Source organism: Micromonospora fulviviridis (assembly GCF_014648395.1).
In the GTDB taxonomy this organism is placed as follows: domain Bacteria; phylum Actinomycetota; class Actinomycetes; order Mycobacteriales; family Micromonosporaceae; genus Micromonospora; species Micromonospora fulviviridis.
Genome location: NZ_BMRA01000001.1, coordinates 321,062 through 342,069, shown reverse-complemented (window position 1 = coordinate 342,069; position 21,008 = coordinate 321,062). Strand labels below are relative to the sequence as shown.

20 protein-coding genes are annotated in these 21,008 nt (G+C 72.5%); 14 read left to right on the top strand and 6 right to left on the bottom strand.

Translation table 11 applies throughout. The features are described from left to right. The first annotated feature begins 9 nt into the window (after nucleotides 1-9). A complete protein-coding gene (cysD, locus tag IEY96_RS01580; RefSeq protein ID WP_189193000.1) occupies nucleotides 10-921 on the top strand; it encodes a sulfate adenylyltransferase subunit CysD in 912 nt (303 codons plus the stop codon). After that, the gene (cysN, locus tag IEY96_RS01575) at nucleotides 921-2,225 is read left to right on the top strand and encodes a sulfate adenylyltransferase subunit CysN (protein WP_189192999.1); all 1,305 of its coding nucleotides are present in this window, start codon (nucleotides 921-923) and stop codon (nucleotides 2,223-2,225) included. Before cysD ends, cysN begins: the two co-directional genes overlap by 1 nt. A gap of 76 nt (nucleotides 2,226-2,301) precedes the next feature. Here the strand turns inward: cysN and galK are convergent, their stop codons facing one another. Together galK and galE are read right to left on the bottom strand one after the other, a co-directional pair. Beyond that, nucleotides 2,302-3,462, bottom strand: a complete 1,161-nt coding sequence (gene galK, locus IEY96_RS01570; protein ID WP_189192998.1) for a galactokinase — start codon at nucleotides 3,460-3,462, stop codon at nucleotides 2,302-2,304. 55 nt (nucleotides 3,463-3,517) lie between these two features. Further along, nucleotides 3,518-4,447 carry a UDP-glucose 4-epimerase GalE gene (galE, locus tag IEY96_RS01565; protein ID WP_229791386.1) on the bottom strand — a complete coding sequence of 310 codons (930 nt, stop codon included), beginning with the start codon at nucleotides 4,445-4,447 and terminating at the stop codon, nucleotides 3,518-3,520. A 230-nt stretch (nucleotides 4,448-4,677) separates the two neighbouring features. Between galE and IEY96_RS01560 the strand changes: the two genes are divergently transcribed. The 6 genes from IEY96_RS01560 to IEY96_RS01535 all read left to right on the top strand — a co-directional run bounded on the left by IEY96_RS01560 (nucleotide 4,678) and on the right by IEY96_RS01535 (nucleotide 9,250). Continuing rightward, complete coding sequence (locus IEY96_RS01560; RefSeq protein ID WP_189192996.1) at nucleotides 4,678-5,703, top strand: hemolysin family protein; 1,026 nt, start codon at nucleotides 4,678-4,680, stop codon at nucleotides 5,701-5,703. Nucleotides 5,704-5,736: 33 nt separating this feature from the next. Then, complete coding sequence (gene trpS, locus IEY96_RS01555; RefSeq protein WP_091314292.1) at nucleotides 5,737-6,762, top strand: tryptophan--tRNA ligase; 1,026 nt, start codon at nucleotides 5,737-5,739, stop codon at nucleotides 6,760-6,762. Nucleotides 6,763-6,786: 24 nt separating this feature from the next. After that, on the top strand, nucleotides 6,787-7,368 hold the full coding sequence (locus tag IEY96_RS01550) for a 2'-5' RNA ligase family protein (RefSeq protein ID WP_189192995.1): 582 nt from the start codon (nucleotides 6,787-6,789) through the stop codon (nucleotides 7,366-7,368). Nucleotides 7,369-7,425: 57 nt separating this feature from the next. Beyond that, a complete protein-coding gene (locus IEY96_RS01545; protein ID WP_189192994.1) occupies nucleotides 7,426-8,361 on the top strand; it encodes a YihY/virulence factor BrkB family protein in 936 nt (311 codons plus the stop codon). Then, nucleotides 8,358-8,732: a GntR family transcriptional regulator gene (locus IEY96_RS01540; protein WP_189192993.1), complete on the top strand. Its 375-nt coding sequence runs from the start codon at nucleotides 8,358-8,360 to the stop codon at nucleotides 8,730-8,732. The genes IEY96_RS01545 and IEY96_RS01540 overlap by 4 nt, the downstream gene beginning before the upstream one ends. Before the next feature lie 74 nt (nucleotides 8,733-8,806). After that, the gene (locus IEY96_RS01535) at nucleotides 8,807-9,250 is read left to right on the top strand and encodes a hypothetical protein (protein WP_189192992.1); all 444 of its coding nucleotides are present in this window, start codon (nucleotides 8,807-8,809) and stop codon (nucleotides 9,248-9,250) included. Nucleotides 9,251-9,253: 3 nt separating this feature from the next. On the opposite strand, the gene IEY96_RS01530 is transcribed toward IEY96_RS01535, so the two are convergent. From IEY96_RS01530 to IEY96_RS01520, 3 genes are all read right to left on the bottom strand, one after another. Beyond that, nucleotides 9,254-9,616, bottom strand: coding sequence for a VOC family protein (locus IEY96_RS01530; RefSeq protein ID WP_189192991.1), 363 nt, complete (start codon nucleotides 9,614-9,616; stop codon nucleotides 9,254-9,256). Between the two features lie 161 nt (nucleotides 9,617-9,777). Next, nucleotides 9,778-11,412, bottom strand: a complete 1,635-nt coding sequence (locus IEY96_RS01525) for a glycoside hydrolase family 13 protein (RefSeq protein WP_189192990.1) — start codon at nucleotides 11,410-11,412, stop codon at nucleotides 9,778-9,780. 165 nt (nucleotides 11,413-11,577) lie between these two features. Then, nucleotides 11,578-12,657 (bottom strand): LacI family DNA-binding transcriptional regulator, encoded by a 1,080-nt coding sequence (locus tag IEY96_RS01520; RefSeq protein ID WP_189192989.1) that lies wholly within the window; start codon nucleotides 12,655-12,657, stop codon nucleotides 11,578-11,580. A gap of 199 nt (nucleotides 12,658-12,856) precedes the next feature. Here IEY96_RS01520 and IEY96_RS01515 point away from each other — a divergent pair, with 199 nt between their 5' ends. The 4 genes from IEY96_RS01515 to IEY96_RS01500 all read left to right on the top strand — a co-directional run bounded on the left by IEY96_RS01515 (nucleotide 12,857) and on the right by IEY96_RS01500 (nucleotide 18,651). After that, complete coding sequence (locus IEY96_RS01515; RefSeq protein ID WP_189192988.1) at nucleotides 12,857-14,107, top strand: sugar ABC transporter substrate-binding protein; 1,251 nt, start codon at nucleotides 12,857-12,859, stop codon at nucleotides 14,105-14,107. Then, nucleotides 14,107-15,750, top strand: a complete 1,644-nt coding sequence (locus IEY96_RS01510) for an ABC transporter permease subunit (protein ID WP_189192987.1) — start codon at nucleotides 14,107-14,109, stop codon at nucleotides 15,748-15,750. Before IEY96_RS01515 ends, IEY96_RS01510 begins: the two co-directional genes overlap by 1 nt. Then, nucleotides 15,747-16,646: a sugar ABC transporter permease gene (locus tag IEY96_RS01505; RefSeq protein WP_189192986.1), complete on the top strand. Its 900-nt coding sequence runs from the start codon at nucleotides 15,747-15,749 to the stop codon at nucleotides 16,644-16,646. Before IEY96_RS01510 ends, IEY96_RS01505 begins: the two co-directional genes overlap by 4 nt. 190 nt (nucleotides 16,647-16,836) lie before the next feature. Further along, nucleotides 16,837-18,651, top strand: a complete 1,815-nt coding sequence (locus IEY96_RS01500) for a glycoside hydrolase family 13 protein (RefSeq protein ID WP_189192985.1) — start codon at nucleotides 16,837-16,839, stop codon at nucleotides 18,649-18,651. A gap of 97 nt (nucleotides 18,652-18,748) precedes the next feature. Here IEY96_RS01500 and IEY96_RS01495 read toward each other — a convergent pair whose 3' ends face one another. After that, nucleotides 18,749-19,351, bottom strand: coding sequence for a TetR/AcrR family transcriptional regulator (locus IEY96_RS01495; protein ID WP_189192984.1), 603 nt, complete (start codon nucleotides 19,349-19,351; stop codon nucleotides 18,749-18,751). 98 nt (nucleotides 19,352-19,449) lie between these two features. Between IEY96_RS01495 and IEY96_RS01490 the strand changes: the two genes are divergently transcribed. Together IEY96_RS01490 and IEY96_RS01485 are read left to right on the top strand one after the other, a co-directional pair. After that, nucleotides 19,450-20,445: a hypothetical protein gene (locus tag IEY96_RS01490; protein WP_189192983.1), complete on the top strand. Its 996-nt coding sequence runs from the start codon at nucleotides 19,450-19,452 to the stop codon at nucleotides 20,443-20,445. Between the two features lie 57 nt (nucleotides 20,446-20,502). Further along, nucleotides 20,503-20,844, top strand: a complete 342-nt coding sequence (locus IEY96_RS01485; protein WP_189192982.1) for a hypothetical protein — start codon at nucleotides 20,503-20,505, stop codon at nucleotides 20,842-20,844. Nucleotides 20,845-21,008 lie beyond the last annotated feature (164 nt).

The window sequence follows — 21,008 nt, the reverse complement described above, 5'->3', positions numbered from 1 at the left end:
GTTCGTGTCATGACGGCCCCCGCCGCGTACCAGGTGTCCCACCTGGACGCCCTCGAGGCGGAGAGCATCTTCGTGATGCGCGAGGTCGTCGCCGAGATGGAGCGGCCCGTGCTGCTCTTCTCCGGCGGCAAGGACTCGATCGTGATGCTCCGGTTGGCCCAGAAGGCGTTCGCCCCGGCCAACATTCCCTTCCCGGTGATGCACGTCGACACCGGGCACAACTTCCCCGAGGTTCTCGAATACCGGGACCAGCGCGTCGCCGAGTTGGGGCTCCAGCTCATCGTGGCCAGCGTGCCGGAGGCCCTGGCGAAGGGGCTCGTGCGCGAGTCGGCCGACGGCATGCGCAACCGGATCCAGACGCCGGTGCTGCTCGACGCGGTGGAGAAGCACCGCTTCGACGCGCTGTTCGGCGGCGCCCGCCGGGACGAGGAGAAGGCCCGGGCCAAGGAGCGGGTGTTCAGCTTCCGCGACGAGTTCGGCCAGTGGGACCCGAAGAACCAGCGCCCCGAGCTGTGGTCGCTCTACAACGGCCGGCACCACCCGGGCGAGTCGATCCGGGTGTTCCCGCTCTCCAACTGGACCGAGCTGGACGTCTGGCACTACATCGCCCGGGAGCGGATCCCGCTGCCGTCGATCTACTACGCGCACCAGCGCGAGGTGATCGAGCGCGACGGCATGCTCTACGCGGTCAACGAGTTCTTCCGGGGCCGCGCCGGTGAGCAGCCGTTCAAGGCCCAGGTCCGGTACCGGACCGTGGGCGACGCCTCCTGCACCGCGGCCGTCCGTTCGGACGCCGACACGGTGGAGAAGGTGATCGAGGAGGTGGCCGCAACGCGGATCACCGAGCGCGGCGCGACCCGCGGTGACGACCGGGTCAGCGAGGCCGCCATGGAGGACCGCAAGCGGGAGGGCTACTTCTGATGAGCGTCGAGACTGTTGCGCCGGCCGAGGCCGACGCGTCGGCCCGGCCGATGGACCTGCTGCGGTTCGCCACCGCCGGCAGCGTCGACGACGGCAAGTCGACCCTGATCGGCCGGCTGCTCTACGACACGAAGTCGCTCTTCACCGACCAGCTCGCCGCGGTCGAGGCGGTCAGCGCGGCCCGGGGCGACGAGTACACCAACCTGGCGCTGCTCACCGACGGCCTGCGCGCCGAGCGGGAGCAGGGCATCACCATCGACGTGGCGTACCGCTACTTCGCCACGCCGCGGCGGAAGTTCATCATCGCCGACACCCCGGGGCACATCCAGTACACCCGGAACATGGTCACCGGCGCCTCCACGGCCGACCTGGCGCTGATCCTGGTGGACGCGCGCAAGGGCCTGGTCGAGCAGTCCCGCCGGCACGCGTTCCTCTGCTCGCTGCTGCGGGTGCCGCACCTGGTCCTCTGCGTGAACAAGATGGACCTGGTCGACTGGTCGCAGGAGGTGTTCGAGCAGATCGCCGACGAGTTCACCGCGTTCGCCGCGAAGCTCGACGTGCCGGACCTGACCGTGGTGCCGATCTCCGCGCTGCAGGGCGACAACATCGTCACCCGCTCGGAGAACATGCCCTGGTACGAGGGCCCGTCGCTGCTGCACCACCTGGAGCGGGTGCACATCGCGTCGGACCGCAACCTGGTCGACGTCCGCTTCCCGGTGCAGTACGTGATCCGGCCGCAGTCCACCACCGTCACCGACTACCGGGGCTACGCGGGCCAGGTGGCCTCGGGCGTGCTCAAGGCCGGCGACGAGGTGATGGTGCTGCCCTCGGGCTTCACCAGCCGGATCGCCTCGGTGGAGACCGCCGACGGCCCGGTGGACGAGGCCTTCCCGCCGATGTCGGTGACCGTCCGGCTGGCCGACGAGATCGACATCTCGCGCGGCGACATGATCTGCCGGCCGAACAACGCCCCGACCGTCGCCCAGGACATCGAGGCGATGATCTGCTGGATGGACGAGACCCGCCCGCTCCAGGTGGGCGGCAAGTACGCCATCAAGCACACGACCCGCTCGGCCCGGGCGATCGTGCGCGGGCTGCACTACCGGCTGGACGTCAACTCGCTGCACCGCGACGAGACGGCCGGTGAGCTGAAGCTCAACGAGATCGGCCGGGTGCGGCTGCGCACCACCGTCCCGCTGCTGGCCGACGAGTACCGCCGCAACCGCACCACCGGCGGTTTCGTCATCATCGACGAGGCCACGAACCGGACCGTGGGCGCCGGCATGATCGTCGAGGCGGGCTGACCGCTTCGGCACCGGATCGAAAAGGGGTGGCCGTCCCGAGCGGGACGGCCACCCTTCTTCTGTCGGGGAGGGCGGCTCAGTCGAGGCGGGTCGCGCCGCCGGCCGGGAGGACGGTGAGCGTGCCGGGCGCGGCGAAGCCGCGGTCGGCGTACGCGGCGGCCACGGCGGCCGCCACGGCGTCGGCGGCGTCCGCGTCGACCAGGGCGAGCACGCAGCCGCCGAACCCGCCGCCGGTCATCCGGGCCCCGTACGCCCCGGCGGCCAGCGCCGCCTCGACCGCGGTGTCGATCTCCGGCACGGTGATCTCGAAGTCGTCCCGCATCGAGGCGTGGGAGGCGGTCAGCAGCGGGCCGATGTCGCGGATCCGGCCGGCGCGCAGCAGTTCGACGGTGTCGAGCACCCGCTGGTCCTCGGTGACCACGTGGCGGACCCGGCGGCGGGTCTCGGCGTCGTCGAGGCGGGCCAGCGCGGCGTCCAGGTCGCCGGTGGCGACGTCGCGCAGCGCGGCCACCCCGAGCGCCTTGGCGGCCCGCTCGCAGGACTTGCGGCGGGCCGCGTACTCGCCGTCGGCGTGCCGGTGCGGTGCGCGGCTGTCGATCACCAGCACGGCCAGCCCGGCGGCCTCCAGGTCGAACGGGATCTGCTCGACCGCCTCGGTGCGGCAGTCCAGGAAGAGCGCGTGCCCGGAGCGGCCGCGGATCACCGCGGACTGGTCCATGATGCCGGTGGGCGCGCCGACGTAGTCGTTCTCGGCCCGCTGGGCGAGCCGGGGCCAGCGGTCGGCGGGCAGGTCCAGGCCGCCCAGCTCGACCAGGGCGGCGAGCACCGCCGCCTCGATGGCCGCCGACGAGGAGAGCCCGGAGCCGACCGGCACGTCGGAGGCGATGGCCAGCCGGGCGCCGGGGACGGTGTGGCCGGCGGCGCGCAGCGCCCAGACCACCCCGGCCACGTAGGCGGCCCAGCCGTCGACCCGGCCGGGCTCGTCGGCCTCGGCCGGCCCGAACTCCACGGGCTTGTCGTCCAGCTCCGACCAGACGCTCCAGCGCCCGTCGTCGGCGACCGCCGCGGCGACGACGGTACGCAGTGGCAGCGCGAAGGGCAGCACGAAGCCGTCGTTGTAGTCGGTGTGCTCGCCGATCAGGTTGACCCGGCCGGGAGCCGCCCAGCGGCCCGCGGGCTCCCCGCCGTACCGCTGCCGGAAGCCGGCGGTGGCGCGGGCCGCGACGTCACCGCTCACCGGTCCTCCTTCGTTCGCGACTGCGGGGCTCGCAAAACCGGCTCACTCCTCGCGCTCACCGGTCCTCCAGGATGTGCGTGCGGTAGAACTCCCAGGCGTCGCCGACCATGTCCTGGAGGGTGGGCTTCTCCGGCGTCCAGCCCAGCTCCGCGCGGGCCAGCGCGGAGGAGGCGACCAGTTCGGCAGGGTCGCCCTCGCGGCGCGGGGCCACCTCGACCGGCACCGGGTGCCCGGTGACCTCACGGACCACGTCGATCACCTGCCGGTTGGTGAAGCCGTTGCCGTTGCCCAGGTTGTAGATCCGGTGCCGGCCCGCCGTGGCGGCGTCGAGGGCCAGCAGGTGCGCGCGGGCCAGGTCCTCGACGTGGATGTAGTCGCGGACGCAGGTGCCGTCGACGGTCGGGTAGTCGTCGCCGAAGAGCTGGAGCTTGTCGCGCCGGCCGGCGGCCACCTCGAGGGCGAGCGGGATGAGGTGGGTCTCGGGGTCGTGCCGTTCACCGATGACCCGCTCGTCGTGCCGGTACGCGCCGGCCACGTTGAAGTAGCGCAGCGAGACGGCGGCCAGGTCGTGCGCGATCGCCTCGGAGGTGAGCGCCATGTCGACGGCCAGCTTGGTCGCCCCGTAGGTGTTGGTGGGGGCCTTGACGGCGGTCTCCGGGATGGGCAGCTCGGTGGGGTTGCCGTAGACGGCGGCGGTGGAGGAGAAGACCAGCCGGGGCACCCGGGCGGCGCGGACCGCGTCGATCAGGGCGAGGGAGCCGACGGTGTTGGTGTGCCAGTAGAGCTCGGGCCGGACCATCGACTCGCCGGCGGCGATCAGGGCGGCGAAGTGCAGCACGCCGTCGAAGCCGGCGTCGGGGGTGAGCACCCGGGCGGCCTCGTGGATCGGCAGGTCGACGTGGGTCGCCTCGGGGGCGAGCGCGGCCCGGTGGCCGGTGCGCAGGTCGTCCAGGACGGTCACCTGGTGACCGTGGTCCAGCAGCATCCGGGTCACCACGCTGCCGATGTAACCGGCGCCGCCGGTGACGAGCAGTTTCACGTCGGTCCTCCTCTGCCTGGCCGCGTGGCGCGGCGGCCGTCCGTGATCACCCTACGGCCGCGGGCTGTGCCGCGGCTGCGAGTGAGGCCGCCCACCATTCCACCACAATCCTTCATGATTGAACAGATCCGAACATTGCCCGGGGCGTACGGCGCCTGCTGTCTACCATCCTTCTCATGCGGGAGGGAGGTGGTCCCGGGCCCCGGCGGCGCTCGTCGGGGCGGCCCAGACGCGAACCGGGACCCGTGGCCCGGACCGTGGCCCGCCTCGTGGTGCGGGCCGCCGACGGCGCCACCCGCCTGGTCACCGACCTGCTCGGGGCCAGCCCGACGGCCGGCCGGGAACGGATCAGCGAGGCCGAGCTGCGCGACCTGGTCGCGGCCAACACGGTGCTCGACCCGGACGAGCGGCGGATCATCGACGAGGTGCTGGTGGCCGGCGCGCGGCTGATCCGCGAGGTGATGGTGCCGCGTACCGAGGTGGTCTTCCTCGCCACCGGGCTCACCCTGACCGAGGCCGAGCGGCTGGTGCGGGCCGAGCCGCACACCCGCTACCCGGTCATCGACGGCACCCACGACGACGTGGTCGGCCTCGTCCACCTGCGGGACGTGCTGCTGCGCCCGGAACGGGACCCGCGCGCCACGGTCGCCGACCTGACCCGCGAGGTGAAGCGGCTCCCCGGCAGCAAGCGGGTGCTGGCCGCGCTCACCGAGATGCGCCGGGAGGGCCACCACCTGGCCGTGGTGGTCGACGAGTACGGCGGCACGGCCGGCATCGTCACCTGCGAGGACCTGGTCGAGGAACTGGTCGGGGAGATCCACGACGAGGACGACGCCCCGCCCGACCCGGCCCACGCCGGCCTGCCCGCCGTGGTGGACGGCCGGCTCAACCTGGCCGACTTCGCCGAGCGGACCGGGGTGCCGCTGCCCGCCGGACCGTACGAGACGGTCGGCGGCTTCGTGATGGCCGCCCTCGGCCGGCTGCCGGTCGCCGGCGACGAGGTGCCGGTGGCCGGCGACCCGGACGAGGCCGGCGGACCCGACCCGGACGACCCGCCCGGCGGCTGGCTGCTGCGGGTGGTGGCGCTCGACGGGCGGCGGGTGTCCCGCCTCGCGGTCTCCACGGCGCGCCTTCCCGAGCCCCGGCGCGAGGTCACCGCGCCGCTCCCGCCCGTGCCCACCCGACCGGCCGGCCCGTCATGACGGCCGCCGGGGCTTGCTGACAGAATTGCCGTCATGTCCGACGTACCCGCCCGCCCGCGCGTCTTCTCCGGCATCCAGCCGACGGCCGACTCGTTCCACCTCGGCAACTACCTGGGCGCGGTACGACACTGGGTGGCCCTCCAGGAGAGCCACGACGCGTTCTACTGCGTGGTGGACCTGCACGCGATCACGGCCGGGCACGACCCGAAGGTGCTCAAGCAGCGCAGCCGGATCGCCGCCGCGCAGCTCTTCGCGGTCGGCCTGGACCCGGAGCGCAGCACCCTCTTCGTCCAGTCGCAGGTGCCCGAGCACCCGCAGCTGGCCTGGGTGCTCGGCTGCATCACCGGTTTCGGCGAGGCGAGCCGGATGACCCAGTTCAAGGACAAGTCGCAGAAGCAGGGCAGCGAGCGGGCCAGCGTCGGCCTGTTCACTTACCCGATCCTGCAGGCCGCCGACATCCTGCTCTACCAGGCCCACGCGGTGCCGGTCGGCGAGGACCAGCGGCAGCACCTGGAGCTCTCCCGCGACCTGGCCCAGCGGTTCAACTCGCTGTTCGGCCCGACCTTCACGGTGCCCGCCCCGCACATCGTCAAGGACACCGCGAAGATCACCGACCTGCAGGACCCGACGGCCAAGATGTCGAAGTCGTCCTCCTCGCCGGCCGGCATCATCGACCTGCTGGAGGAGCCGGCCCGCTCGGCCAAGAAGATCCGCTCGGCGGTCACCGACACCGGCCGCGAGATCGTCTTCGACGCCGAGGGCAAGCCGGGCATCTCCAACCTGCTCACCATCTACTCGGCGCTCTCCGGCCGCAGCATCGACGACCTCGTCGCCGCCTACGACGGCAAGGGCTACGGCGACCTGAAGAAGGACCTCGCCGAGGTGGTCCGGGAGTTCGTCACCCCGATCCAGGAGCGCACCCGCGCCTACCTGGACGACCCGGCACAGCTCGACAAGCTGCTCGCGCAGGGCGCGGAGAAGGCCCGCGCCGTGGCCGCCGCGACGCTGCGCACCGCGTACGAGCGGATCGGCTTCTTCCCGCCGGTCCGGTTCGAGTAGCGGCCCGGGGCACGGCGGGAACGGGTGAGACGGTCGGTGGCCGGAGGGGTGGCGCGCAGCGTGGATGGCAGGGACGGGTCGCCGGACGCCGGTGACACCATCCAGATCGGGATCGCGGTCGACATCCCCGAGCCGTGGGGCGGGATGCTCACCCGCCGGCGGATCGAGGCGGGCGACCCGCAGGCCGTCCCGGCGCACGTCACCCTGCTCGGGCCCACCGAGATCCCGGTGCGCGCGCTGCCCGCCGTCGAGGCGCACCTGGCCCGGGTGGCCGCCACCCACCTGCCGTTCACCCTGCACCTGCGGGGCACCGGCACGTTCCGGCCGGTCACCCAGGTGGTCTTCGTGGCGGTGGCCGCCGGCATCAGCGAGTGCGAGCTGCTCGCCGCCGCCATCAACGCGGCCCCCGAGCTGCACCGCGAGGCGCGCTTCCCGTACCACCCGCACGTCACGGTGGCCCAGGACGTGCCGCCCGAGGTGCTCGACAAGGCGTACGAGGACCTGGCCGACTTCTCCGCGCTCTTCGAGGTGGAGGCGTTCACCCTGTTCTCGCACAGCGGGGCCACCCGGTGGCAGCCCCGCCGCGACTTCCGCCTCGGCGGCTGAGCTGAGCACGCGGCCGGCCTGCCTCCACCGGGCCGGGGATTCGGCGAGGATGGCGAGGTGAACGTCATCGGTCGGATCGAGGCCGCGCTGGGGCGCCGCATCGACGCGGCCCGCGACCGGTCGTCGGTCTTCGACCACGTGTGGCGGGCCGGGACGCTCTACGCCGACCTGCTCGCCGGCCGGCTGGCCGCCGCGATCGCCTACTACGGCTTCTTCGCCGTGTTCGCGTTGGCCCTGGTCGGCTACTGGATCTTCGGCACGATCCTTCAGGACAACCGCGAGGTCAGCAGGGCGGCGGCCGACTTCCTGGACGAGAACCTGCCCTTCCTCGACCCGCAGCAGATTGCGCAGAGCAGCAACACCGTCGGGGTGATCGGTCTGGTCATCCTGGTCTTCACCGGGATCGGCTGGGTCGAGGCCATCCGCTCCTCGCAGCGGCTCATGTACGGGTTCAACCAGCAGCCCGGCAATCTCGTGGTCCGCCGCCTGGTCGACCTGGGGGTGCTGGTCGCGGTCTTCGTGCTGCTGGGCGTCTCGGTGGCCGCCGTCGATGCGCTGGAGTCGCTGCTGCGCTTCCTGCTGCGCAGCACCGGGTCGGTCGGGCTGACCACGGTCAGCGCGGTGCTCAGCGTGCTGGTCAACGCGGTGCTGGCCACCGCGCTGCTGGTGGCGGTGCCCCGGCTGCGGATGAGCCGGCGCCGGCTGCGCCCCGCCGTGCTGGCGGTCGCCGTCGGCATCACGCTGCTCAACACCGTCGGGCGCTACTACGTGGTGCGTACCGAGCGGAACCCGGCCTACACCGTGGTGGCCACGGCCGTGGGGCTGCTGCTCTATCTCTACCTGCTCAACCAGATGGTGCTCTTCGGCGCCGCGCTGGCCGCCACCAGCCGCTACGGCCGGGTGGTGGACCTGGCCGAGGGGGGCGCCGCGCGGGAGGTGGACGTGGAGGTCGACGAGGAGACCGACCCGGGTACGCCGGGAGGGGCGGGATGAGCACCCGGATCCGCATCGACCCGGACTCGCCGGTGCCCCCGTACGAGCAGGTGCGCGGGCGGCTCGCCGCGCTGATCGGTGACGGCCGGCTGGCGGTCGGCACCCGGCTGCCCGCCGTCCGGCAGCTCGCCGCCGAGCTGGGCCTGGCCGTGAACACCGTGGCCCGGGCGTACCGGGAGCTGGAGTCCGCCGGGCTGGTGGAGACGCGCGGCCGGCACGGCACCGTGGTGGCTCCCGGGCGCGACGACGCCACCGACCGCCTGCACCGGGCCGCCGTGGCGTACGCCGCCGAGGCGCTGCGCCTGGGCGTCCCGCCGGAGCGTGCGATCGCCCTGGTCCGTGCGGCTCTGGACGCCGGTACGCACGGGTGAGAGGGACCGCCGGAGAGGGGGGAGTTGGCGTGAATGAGGCGCACGTCCGCGTCGCCACCGACCATGATGGGCCGGTGGGCGCACTCGTGACACTGGACCTGCCGGACGACTCGCCGATGCTGGGCCTGCCGTGGATCATCACCTTCGGCCCGCTCGGCGACGAGGACGAGTGGGAGCCGGTGGTCTGCGGCCCGTACGAGCGCCCGCACGCGCTCGCCCTGGCCGAGGCGGTGGTGGCCGAGGAGCAGCTGATGGCGGTGGTGGAGCCGCTGCTGCCGGCGCTGACCCCCGAGGAGATCCGCGGCGAGATCGCCGCCGCGCAGATCGCCGCCGAGGACGAGGCGGCCCGGGTCGACGAGGCCGATCTCTACGGCGACTTCGAGGACGTCATCGACGAGGAGCTGGAGCTGGCCGCCGAGCGGCAGCCGGAGCCGGAGCCGGTGACCGCGCCCAGCCGGGACGAGGTGCGGGCCGGGCTCGCCCGGATCGCCGCGCTGCTCACCGCCAGGGGGGACTGAGGCTCAGCTCGGCGGCCCGTCGAGCACGCAGAACTCGTTGTCCTCCGGGTCGGCGAGCACCACGAAGCCCTCCGTGCCGGTCTGCCCGACGTCGACGCGCCGGGCGCCGAGCCCGATCAGCCGGTCGACCTCGGCCGCCGCGTCGCCGTCCGAGACCAGGTCCAGGTGGAGCCGGTTCTTGCCGTTCTTCGGGGTCCCGCTGCCCTGCAACCAGACGGTGGGGCCGGGCCGGCCGGGCGGCGGGTAGAGCTTCGCGCTGCCGTCGTCGCCCCGGCGGACGGTGTAGCCGAGGGCGGCCGACCAGAAGTCGACCATACGGTTGAGGTCACCGATGTCGAGGGTGTACTGCGCCACGTGTGCGGTCATCACCCTGTGGTACCCCGGCGTCCCAGATGGACGCCGACCCCTCGGGAACGAGGTCCCGAGGGGCCGGCGCCACCTCACCCCCCACCACAAGGGGTCGGTAGCCCAGCCGCCCGTCGGCGCGGGGCACAACGGACGACCAGGTCAATGGCGGGTTACCCGGCTCAGCGCCGTTCGAACCACGCAGCTGCGTCCACCGGCAGGACGTGCCCGTCGCCCCGCTCGGTGAGATCGGCGCTGGCGACGACCGGCCGGCCGTGTCCGGCGACGGTCACCTCCGCGCCGCTGATGTTGACCACGCAGGTCAGCTCCGCGTCCCCGGCGGTGCGGCGGAACGCCAGCACCCCGGGCTCGGTCTCCAGCCAGGTGATCCCGTCGGTGCCGGCCAGCGCCGGGTGCTCGCGCCGGATCCGCAACGCGGCCCGGTAGAGCTCCAGCGTCGAGCCGGTCACCCCGGCCTGGGCGGCCACCGAGAGGGCACGCCAGGTCGCCGGGGCCGGCAGCCAGCTCAGCTCGCTGCCCTCCGGGCCGAAGCCGTACGGGGCCAGCTCGCCGCTCCACGGGATCGGCACCCGGCAGCCGTCCCGGCTCTCCCCGGTGCGCAGGAACGCCGGGTCCTGGCGCAGCTCGTCGGGGAGGTCCAGCACCTCGGGCAGGCCCAGCTCCTCGCCCTGGTAGACGTACGCGCAGCCGGGCAGGGAGAACATCAGCAGGGCGGCGGCCCCGGCGCGGCGCAGGCCGACCTCGCCGTCGCCGTACCGGGTGACGTGCCGCTGCCGGTCGTGGTTGGAGAGCACCCAGGTGGTCGGCGCGCCGACGATGGCCGACTCGGCGAGTGCCGTGTCGATCACCTTGCGGAACGAGTCGGCCGACCAGGTGGCGTCGAGGAAGTCGAAGCTGAACGCCTGGTGCAGCTCGTCCGGGCCGATGTAGCGGGCCAGCCGCTGCGGGGTCTCCGCCCACGCCTCGGCCACGGCCATCCGGCCGCCCGGGTAGCTGTCCAGGATCGGTCGCCAGGCGCGGTAGATGTCGTGCACCTCGTCCTGGTCGAAGTAGGGGAGCCGGCCCTTGCCCAGCAGCTCGGACTGGCGCTGGCCGGTGGTCATCGAGTTGAAGCCGACGTCCGGCAGCCCTTCGGCCTTGATCATTCCGTGCGCCACGTCGATCCGGAAGCCGTCCACGCCCCGGTCGAGCCAGAACCGCAGCACGTCCTCGAACTCGGCGCGCACCTCCGGGTGCCGCCAGTTGAGGTCGGGCTGGGCCGGGTCGAACAGGTGCAGGTACCACTGGCCGTCGGGGACGCGGGTCCAGGCGGGGCCGCCGAAGATGCTCTCCCAGTCGTTCGGCGGCAGCTCGCCCTGCTCGCCCTTGCCCTCGGCGAAGAGGTAGCGCTCGCGTTCGGGGGAGCCAGGGCCGGCGGCGAGGGCCGCGGTGAACCACGGGTGCGCGCTGGAGGTGTGGTTGGGGACCAGGTCCACGATGATCCGCAGGCCCAGGGCGTGCGCGTCGGTGATCATCGCGTCGAAGTCGCCGAGGTTGCCGAAGATCGGGTCCACGTCCCGGTAGTCGGCCACGTCATAGCCGGCGTCGATCTGGGGCGAGGTGTAGAACGGCGTCAGCCAGAGCGCGTCCACCCCGAGGTCACGCAGGTACGGCAGGCGCTGCCGGATGCCCTCCAGGTCACCGACGCCGTCGGAGTTCGAGTCCGCGAAGCTGCGGACGTAGACCTGGTAGACGACGGCGGACCGCCACCAGTCGTCGTCGGCGGTCAGCGGCGTGGGGTGGGGGGCGGAGGTCATCGGTTCAGATCCCCGTTCTCTGGCGCGGGACGGTGACGCCCGGCGCGGGCGTGGGTGATGGGCGCAGGGTGTCTGAGCAGAATGCCGCCCGACTGCTGCAAGAGTCAAGCATTCCTTGCGCAAGAAATGACGGGGACCGGGCGGGGCCGCCGGCTCGGGACGGGCTCAGGCGGGGACGGCGAGGGTGGACGGGGTGGCGCGCTGCCGCTTCGGGCTGCCGCCGGCCTCGGCCGGGCGGGCCACCGCGGTCGAGCCGCGCACCACCAGCTCCGGGCGGAACACGTACTCGGAGTGCGGGGCGGCGTGGCCGTTGATCTCGTCGACCAGGGCCCGGACGGCGGCCACCGCCATGGCGGCGACCGGCTGGCGCATGGTGGTCAGCGGCGGGTCGGTGAAGGCCATCAGCGGGGAGTCGTCGTAGCCGACCACCGAGACGTCGTCGGGGACGGCGAGGCCGCGCTGCCGGGCGGCCCGGATCGCGCCCAGAGCCATCAGGTCCGAGCCGCAGACCAGGCCGGTCACGCCGCGCTCGATGAGCCGGCCCGCGGCGGCCTCGCCGCCCTCGACGCCGAACAGGGAGAGCTCGGCCAGCTCGCCGACCTCCGCCTCGGTCGTGCCGACCAGCCGCTTCATCGCGGAGCGGAAGCCGGCCACCCGGCGCTGCACGGGCACGAACCGGTCCGGGCCGGTGATCAGGCCGATCCGCCGGTGGCCGAGCGCGACCAGGTGCGCGACGGCCAGCTCGGTGGCCTCGCCGTCGTCGCAGGAGACGAACGGCGCCGCGATGCCGGGCGCGTACCCGTTGATCATGACGATCGGAAGGGGGCGGGCGATCAGCGCCCGGTACCGGTCGTGGTTGGCGGCGGTGTCGGCGTGCAGGCCGGAGACGAAGACGATCCCGGAGACCTGCCGGTCGAGCAGCATCTCGACGTACTCGTCCTCGGTCACCCCGCCGGGGGTCTGCGTGCAGAGCACCGGGGTGAACCCGCTCTGCGCCAGCGTCGACTCGATGACCTGGGCGAAGGCCGGGAAGATCGGGTTGTCCAGCTCGGGCACGACCAGGCCGACCAGCCCGGCGCTGCGCTTGCGCAGCCGGGCGGGGCGCTCGTAGCCGAGCACGTCGAGGGCGGTGAGGACGGCCTGCCGGGTCTCCGGGGCCACTCCGGGGCGGTCGTTGAGCACCCGCGACACCGTGGCCTCGCTGACTTCGGCCTGTTGGGCGATGTCGGACAGTCGAGCGCGCATGGCGGCACTTTAGCTCACGGGCAAGTTCTTGCGTACACTCCTGCAAGCCCTTCCATTCTCTGCAACCTCTTGCTAACGTCCCCGCAACATGCGAGAGCAGCGGCGCAGCACCCCCCGCGCCGGTCAGCAAGAAATTACCGAGGTTTCCACTGGCGGACCGCCCTTCCCCCGGCGGGCCGCCATGACGACAGGAGTACCGATGCGCATCCGTACCGCGGGTGTGGTCGCTGTCCTCGGCCTGGCGCTCGCCGCGTCCGGCTGCGGCGGCAGTGACAGCGACAAGCCGGCCGCCAAGGAGTCCGCCAAGGCCACCGGTGGCAAGCTGGTCATCTGGGCCGACGACAAGCGAACCGCGGCCCTGAAGCCGTTCGCCGAGGAGTTCGGCAAGGAGAACGGCGTGACCGTCGAGGTCCAGGCCGTCTCCAAGGACCTGCAGACCAACTTCGTCACCGCCTCGCAGCAGGGCAGCGGCCCGGACGTCGTGGTCGGCGCGCACGACTGGATCGGCAACCTGGTCCAGAACGGCGCCATCGACCCGGTGCAGCTCGCCGCCGAGCAGAAGAGCGCGTTCAACGAGACCGCCGTCAAGGCCGTCACCTTCAACGGCCAGCTCTACGGCGTCCCCTACGCCACCGAGAACGTCGCGCTGATCCGCAACACCGAGCTGGCCCCCGAGGCGCCGAAGACCATCGAGGAACTGGTCACCACCGGCAAGAAGCTCAAGGCCGAGAAGAAGGCCAGCGAGATCCTCTGCCTCCAGTCCGGCCAGAACGGCGACGCGTACCACGTCTACCCGCTGTACACCTCGGGCGGCGGCTACCTGTTCGGCACCGCGGCCAACGGCGACTACGACCCGAAGGACCTGGGCGTGGGCAAGCCGGAGTCGATCGCGGCCTTCCAGAAGATCGCGAAGCTCGGTGAGAAGGGCGACGGCGCGCTGAAGCGCTCCATCACCGGCGAGAACTCCATCGCCACCTTCACCGGCAAGAAGTGCGCCTTCCTGGTCTCCGGCCCGTGGGCCATCGCCGACGCCAAGAAGGCCAACATCAAGTACGACATCTCCGCGGTCCCCGGCTTCGCCGGTGGCAAGGAGGCCCAGCCGTTCGTGGGCGTCCAGGCGTTCTACGTCGCCGCCAAGGGCAAGAACAAGGCCCTGGCCCAGGAGTTCGTCACCAACTACGTGACCAAGCCCGAGCTGGCCGTCGCGCTGTACAAGGCCGAGCCGCGCCCGCCGGCGCTGACCGCCGCCTTCGACCAGGTCAAGGGCGAGGACCCGGACCTGGCCAAGTTCCAGGAGGCCGGCAAGAACGGCCAGGTGCTCCCGGCGATCCCGGCCATGGCCGCGATCTGGGACCCCTTCGGCAAGGCGGAGGCCGCCATCATCGGCGGCGCCGACCCGGCCAAGACGATCACCGCCGCGGGCAAGACCATCGCGGGTCAGATCAAGTAATGAGCACGTCGCTGTCCGGCCCGGGGTCTGCTCAGCAGGCCCCGGGCCGGGAGCCCGTTCGCCGCGGGCTCCCGCGCAAGTCCCGTACCGCGCGGAACCACGCGCCGATCACCGCGACCGGCCTCGTCGTCAAGGTGGTCCTGCTCGGCCTGGTGGCCGGGATCGCGATCTGGGCGGCGTTCCCGCTCATCAAGGCCGAGCACTGGATCGGGCTGGCGATCCTCGCCGCCACCACCGCGGGCCTGTTCTACCTCTACCTGGGCCGCCGGCACATCCCGGCCAAGTACCTGGTCCCCGGCACGATCTTCCTCATCGCCTTCCAGGTCTTCCCGGTGCTCTACACGGCGAGCACCGCGTTCACGAACTTCGGCGACGGCCACCGCGGCAGCAAGGACGACGCGATCGTCGCCATCCAGACCTCCTCGGTGAAGCAGGTCCCCGGCTCCACCGAGTACTCCCTCTCCATCGCCACCAAGGGCGACCCGGCCACCGGCCCGCTGGTCTTCCTGCTCAGCGACCCGAAGACCAAGGAGGTCTTCGCGGGCGACGCGGGCGGGCTGCGCAAGCTCGACGCCGGCGACGTGGAGGCCAGCAGCCTCACCGGCAAGGTCACCGCCGCCGACGGCTACACCGTGCTGAACATCGGGCAGGCCAGCGTCCGGAGCAAGGAGATCACCGACCTGGTGGTGCCGACCTCCGGCGGCGCCATCCGGTCCAACGGCCTCACCCGCGCCTACGAGGGCAAGGCCGTCCGGGCGTACGACGCGGGCTGTGACTGCGTCAAGGACAGCGAGACCGGCAAGACCTGGACCGCCGACCCGGCGACCGGCGCCTTCGTGGCCGCCGACGGCGAGCGGCTCACCCAGGGCTGGAAGGTGAACGTCGGGCTGAAGAACTTCAGCCGGGTGCTCACCGACCCGAACATCTCCGGGCCGTTCTTCGGCACGCTGCTGTGGAACTTCGCCTTCGCGATCGGCTCGACCGGGCTCACCTTCCTGCTCGGCATGGCCATCGCGCTCGCGCTGCACTCGCCCCGGATGCGCGGGACCAACCTCTACCGGGTGCTGCTGATCCTGCCGTACGCCATGCCGTCGTTCGCCATGCTGCTGGTCTGGCGGGACATGTTCAACACCGACTTCGGCCTGGTCAACAACCTGTTCGGGCTGGACGTCGACTGGTTCGGCCAGAGCTGGTCGGCCCGGGCCGCGGTGCTGCTGGTGCAGCTCTGGCTGGGCTACCCGTACATGTTCCTGGTGGCCACCGGCGCGCTCCAGGCGATCCCGCGCGAGCTGACCGAGGCCACCTCGGTCGACGGCGCGAGCCCGTGGCAGTCCTTCCGGGCGGTCACCCTGCCGCTGCTGCTGGTCGCGCTCTCGCCGCTGCTGATCGCGTCGTTCGCGTACAACTTCAACAACATCAACGCGATCTGGCTGACCACCGAGGGCGGGCCGTTCGCGCCGGACAACCCGACCAACGGCGCCACCGACCTGCTCATCACCTACACCTACCGGCTGGCCTTCGGCGCCCAGGGCGCCGAGTTCGGCATGGCCGCCGCGGTCTCGATCTTCATCTTCGCGATCGTGGCGACGGTGTCGGCGATCAGCTTCCGGCGTACCCGCAAGCAGGAGGAGGTGTACTCGTGACGACCTACGCGGACGCCCCGGTCGCCAACCGGAACGCGAAGGGGAGGTCGAAGAACCGCTGGTTCGCCCAGGTGGGCTGGCGGCACCTCGTCGGGGTGCTGGCGGTGGTGTTCAGCCTCTTCCCGATCCTGTTCGTGCTCTCCGCGGCGCTCAACCCGCTGGGCACGCTCTCCTCGACCGAGCTGCTGCCCACCGGCGCGTCCTTCGAGAACTTCAGCAACCTGTTCTCCCGGACCGCCTTCGGGCACTGGTTCCTCAACTCGCTGCTGATCGCCGGCACGGCCAGCTTCGTGTCGATCTTCCTGTCCTCGCTGGCGGCGTACGCGTTCTCCCGGATGCGGTTCGCCGGTCGCCGGATCGGCCTGCTCACGCTCCTGCTGATCCAGATGTTCCCGCAGTTCCTGGCCATCGTGGCGATCTTCCTGATCTTCACGACGGTCACCGACCTGTGGCCGGTGCTCGGCTTCAACACCCCGTGGGGCCTGTTCCTGCTCTACATGGGTGGCGCGCTGGGCGTGAACACCTGGCTCATGAAGGGCTTCTTCGACACCCTGCCGCGCGAGCTGGACGAGTCGGCGACCATGGACGGCGCCACGCACGCCCAGGTCTTCTTCCGGATCATGCTGCCGCTGGTGGCGCCGATCCTGGCGGTGACCGCGCTGCTGTCGTTCATCGGCACGATCAACGAGTTCATGATCGCCAACGTGTTCCTCACCAACACCGAGTCGAAGACCCTGGCGGTCGGCATGTTCGGCCTGGTGGCGGGCGAGCGCAACAACAACTTCGGGATGTTCGCGGCGGGCACCCTGCTCACCGCCATCCCGACGGTGCTGGTGTTCCAACTGCTCCAGCGTTACATCGTCTCCGGCCTCACGGCCGGCGCGGTCAAGGGATAAGCCGGAGGGGTGGTCGCTCGCCGTCGTGGGCGAGGCGAGTGGTGCCACTCCGTACCCATTGCGCACGCTGCGGCAAGGGCGTCTTTGACGTACACCGGAGCGGTTCTCGGGCGGACCGCCGCGGTCGGGTGACCGATCGCGGCGGGTGCCCGCCCCACTCCCTGTCGCCAACGACGCGAAAGGCATCCCCATGTCCCTCCAGCCGCACCACGACGGATCCGCCACCTACGTGCCCGAGCAGGAGCCGGCGCTCGGGCAGACCGTCCCGGTCTTCGTCCGGGTGCCGGCCGGCGCCGACGTCCGCCAGGTGCACGTCCGGACCACCGGCGACGGCGAGCCGCGCTTCGCCGAGGCGGTGGTCGACCGCACCGAGGGCGGTGACGTGTGGTGGCGGGCCGACGTCGAGGTCCGAAACCCGGTCAGCAACTACCGCTTCCTGCTCGACGGCGCGCGGGGCGCCCGCTGGCTGAACGCGGCCGGCCTGGTCGACCACGACGTGCCGGACAACGGCGACTTCAAGCTGGTCAGCCACGCGCCGCCGCCGGCCTGGGCCCGGGACGCGGTGATCTACCAGATCTTCCCGGACCGGTTCGCCCGCTCGGCCGCCGCGGCCGGCCGGACCGCGCCGGACTGGGCGATCCCGTGCGACTGGGACACGCCGGTGATCGGGCGCGGCCCGGAGACGCCCCGCCAGTTCTACGGCGGCGACCTCGACGGGATCACCGAGCGGCTGGACCACCTGGACCGGCTCGGGGTGAACACCGTCTACCTCACGCCGATCTTCCCGGCCCGCTCCAACCACCGGTACGACGCGGCGAGCTTCGACACCGTCGACCCGCTGCTCGGCGGGGACGCAGCCCTGGCCCGGCTGGCCGACGCGGTGCACGCCCGGGGCTGGCGGCTGCTCGGCGACATCACGAGCAACCACACCGGCGACGCCCACCAGTGGTTCACCGCGGCGGTCTCCGACGTGCACGCGCCCGAGCGGGAGCTGTACTACTTCGACGTGGCCGGCGGCTCCGACTACGAGTCCTGGAACGGGGTCAAGTCGCTGCCGAAGCTCAACTGGGGCAGCGCCGAGCTGCGCCGGCGCTTCGCCACCGCCGAGGACTCGCTGCTGCGCCGCTGGCTGCGCCCGCCGTACGCGCTGGACGGCTGGCGGGTGGACGTGGCGAACATGACCGGCCGGCGGGGCGCGGACGCGTACACCCACGAGGTGGCGCGGCTGCTGCGGGAGGTGGTCGCCGAGACCCGGGCCGACGGGCTGCTGCTCGCCGAGCACGGCCACGACCACACCGGTGACCTGGACCGGGACGGCTGGCACGGCACCATGAACTACGTCGGCTTCACCGATCCGGTCTGGTCGTGGCTGCGCCGGGGCGACGGCTCGCTGCCGAACTTCCTCGGCACGCCCGGCGGGGTGCGGCGGCGGGACGCGGACGCGGTGCTGGCCACCATGAACACCTACCGGTCGCTGATCTCCTGGCGGTCGTACACGCACTCGTGGCAGCTGCTCGGCTCGCACGACTCGGCCCGGATCCGGACCGTGGTCGGCGACGCGGCCCGGCAGGAGGTGGCCGCCGGCCTGCTCGCCACCATGCCGGGCACCCCGGTGGTCTTCGCGGGCGACGAGCTGGGCCTGACCGGTGGCAACGGGGAGGGGTCGCGTACCCCGATGCCGTGGCACCGGCCGGAGAGCTGGGACCGGCGCACCTTCGAGGCGTACCGGTCGCTGCTGGCGCTGCGCCGGAACGAGCCGGCGCTGCGGCACGGCGGCCTGCGCTGGGTGCACGCCGACGCGGACACCCTCGTCTTCCTCCGCGAGGCGCCGACCGGCGCGGTGCTGATGCTGGCCCGCCGCGCCCCCGGCACCCCGGTCCGCCTGTCCGGCCTCCCGGCCGCCGAGAACGTCTACGGCGGCGCCCCCGCCCTGCGCCCGGACGCCGATGGCGCGGTGACCCTCCCCGGCGACGGCCCGACCTTCCAGGTCTGGCGCCTCGCCTGACTCCGCACCCCCTCGCCTCCGCGATCTTGCAGTTCGGGTCCGCGTTCCGCGGCTTCCGCCCCTCCTGCCGGGGCGCGAACTGCAAGATCGCGGTGGCTCAGGGACGGGGGGTGGCCCGGACCAGGGCGCGGACGCCCGCGAGGTAGGTGGTGCGGTCCGGGGAGCCGGTCAGGATGCGCTGGGTGAAGTAGCCGGGGACCAGGCCGAACAGCGCAGTGCCGACGGCCTCCGGGTCGGCGTCCGCGGGCAGCTCGCCGGCGTCGCGCGCGCGTCCGGCGGCGGCCACGAAGTGGCCACGCAGCCGGGTGTACGTGGCCCCGACGAACTCGGCCAGCACCGGGTCCCGCTGCGCCTCACTCCACACCTGGAGCGCCAGCGGCAGCACGCCGTCCGGGCCGAGCTGGGTGTCGACGAAGGTCAGCGCCCGCTCCAGCACCCCGGTCAGGGGCAGCGGCGGGTCGGCCGTGGACAGGTCGGCGAAGGTCGCGTCGGCGGTGCCGATCACCGCCTGGGCGATGGCCGTGATCAGGTCGTTCTTGCTCGGGAAGTAGCGGTAGACCGCGCCGACCGAAAGACCGGCTTCCTTGATCACGTCCTGCATCGAGGTGTTGTGGAAGCCGTCGCGTACGAAGCAGCGCCGGGCCGCGTCGAGGATCTGCTGGCGGCGGGCGGCGAGATGCTGCTCGGAGACGCGTGGCACGACCCACATTCTAAATCGAACGTTCGTTCTTGACGAATCTCGCTGCGGTGGCGCACTCTCAACCCAAGAGAACGAACATTCGTTTTTAGGAGATGACGATGCTTCGGTCCCGCTCGCCCTGGACGCTCGCCGCGCTGCTCGTCAGCCTCGTTGTGGTGGTGCAGGCGCTGCTCGTACCCCTCTTCGCGGCCCCCGCGGCGCACCTCGCGCCGCGCGACCTGCCGGTCGCCGTCGCCGGGCCGCCGCCCGCCACCGCGGACCTGGCCGCCCGGCTCGAAGCCGCCCGCCCCGGCGGCTTCGCCGTGACCACGCTGCCGGACGCGGCGGCGGCCGACCGGGCGCTGCGCGACCGGGAGGTGTACGCCGCCTTCGTGGTCGGCCCGGACGGGGTCGCCCTGCACACCGCTCCGGCCGCGAGCCCGACCGTGGCCGCGCTGCTCACCGAGGCCGCCGGGCAACTCTCCGCCGGCCGTCCCGTGCCGGTGGTGCAGGTCGTGCCGGCCGACCCGGACGACCCGCGCGGGGCCGGCTTCGCCGCCGGGTTCCTGCCGCTGGCGCTGACCGGCATGCTGGCCGGGGCGCTGCTCACCGTGCTCGTCGCCCGCCGTGCCGTGCGGCTGGCCGGCCTGCTCGGCTACGCCGGCCTGGCCGGCCTGGCCGGGACCGCGGTGCTGCACGGCTGGCTCGGCGTCCTGGCCGGCGACGCGTGGCGCGAGGCGGCCGCCATCGGGCTGTTCGCGCTGGCCACGGCGGCCACCGTGGCGGGCCTCGGCGCGCTGCTCGGCCGGGCCGGGCTCGGGCTCGGCGCGCTGCTCGTCTTCCTGGTCGGCAACCCGCTCTCCGCGGTCGCCGCCGCACCCGAACTGCTGCCGCAGCCCTGGGGCGCGGTCGGGCAGCTCCTGCCGGTCGGGGCGGGCGGCACGCTGCTGCGCTCGGCCGCGTTCTTCGACGGGGCGGGCGCCGGCCGGTCGCTGGCCGTGCTGGCCGGCTACGCGCTGGTCGGCCTCGCCCTGGTCCTCGTCGGCGGCCGAAGCCCCCGGCTGGGTGCGGACAGCCCGACGCCGGCAGGGCGGCCCGCCGAGGTCACGGTATGACGGCACCTCGGCGGGCCGGCTACTACAAAGCGTCGTTGATGGGGGAGGATGGCCCGCGTGGAAGCACTTCGACTGATCCTTCTCTACGTCCATCTCATCGGGTTCGCGCTGCTGCTCGGCGGTTCGATCGCCCAGTTCGTCAGCGGCCGGCTGCGGATCAACGCGGCCATGCTCTGGGGCTCGGTGATCGGGCTGCTGACCGGAATCGGTCTGGCCGCCCCGCTGCGCGACGGCGACGAGCCGGCACCGGCCAAGCTTGTTACCAAGTTGGTGCTCGCGCTGCTGATCTTTGTCATGGTCTTCTTCTCCCGTAAGCGGGAGTCCGTGAACCGCGGGCACTTCCTGGCGATCATCGGGTTGACGCTGGTCAACGCGGCGGTGGCGGTCTTCTGGCGTTAGCCCTCCGGCACAGCGGGAAGACCTCGGGAAACGGACGTTCGCGACACCTCTCCGGAGGGTGACCGGCACCAAACGTGACGTGCCCCACGCAAGGGTTACGTAGGGGTAACGACCGTTCAACAGTCGTGCACGATTGTCGGCCGGTGGGTGGGCGCGGGCGTACG

Bases quoted from the DNA above. Each gene is read 5' to 3' on its own strand.
- cysD (WP_189193000.1), top strand. From the start codon at position 10: ATGACGGCCCCCGCCGCGTACCAGGTGTCCCACCTGGACGCCCTCGAG.
- cysN (WP_189192999.1), top strand. From the start codon at position 921: ATGAGCGTCGAGACTGTTGCGCCGGCCGAGGCCGACGCGTCGGCCCGG.
- galE (WP_229791386.1), bottom strand. From the start codon at position 4,447: ATGCTGCTGGACCACGGTCACCAGGTGACCGTCCTGGACGACCTGCGC.
- IEY96_RS01560 (WP_189192996.1), top strand. From the start codon at position 4,678: ATGCGGGAGGGAGGTGGTCCCGGGCCCCGGCGGCGCTCGTCGGGGCGG.
- trpS (WP_091314292.1), top strand. From the start codon at position 5,737: ATGTCCGACGTACCCGCCCGCCCGCGCGTCTTCTCCGGCATCCAGCCG.
- IEY96_RS01540 (WP_189192993.1), top strand. From the start codon at position 8,358: ATGAGCACCCGGATCCGCATCGACCCGGACTCGCCGGTGCCCCCGTAC.
- IEY96_RS01530 (WP_189192991.1), bottom strand. From the start codon at position 9,616: ATGACCGCACACGTGGCGCAGTACACCCTCGACATCGGTGACCTCAAC.
- IEY96_RS01525 (WP_189192990.1), bottom strand. From the start codon at position 11,412: ATGACCTCCGCCCCCCACCCCACGCCGCTGACCGCCGACGACGACTGG.
- IEY96_RS01520 (WP_189192989.1), bottom strand. From the start codon at position 12,657: ATGCGCGCTCGACTGTCCGACATCGCCCAACAGGCCGAAGTCAGCGAG.
- IEY96_RS01515 (WP_189192988.1), top strand. From the start codon at position 12,857: ATGCGCATCCGTACCGCGGGTGTGGTCGCTGTCCTCGGCCTGGCGCTC.
- IEY96_RS01510 (WP_189192987.1), top strand. From the start codon at position 14,107: ATGAGCACGTCGCTGTCCGGCCCGGGGTCTGCTCAGCAGGCCCCGGGC.
- IEY96_RS01500 (WP_189192985.1), top strand. From the start codon at position 16,837: ATGTCCCTCCAGCCGCACCACGACGGATCCGCCACCTACGTGCCCGAG.
- IEY96_RS01490 (WP_189192983.1), top strand. From the start codon at position 19,450: ATGCTTCGGTCCCGCTCGCCCTGGACGCTCGCCGCGCTGCTCGTCAGC.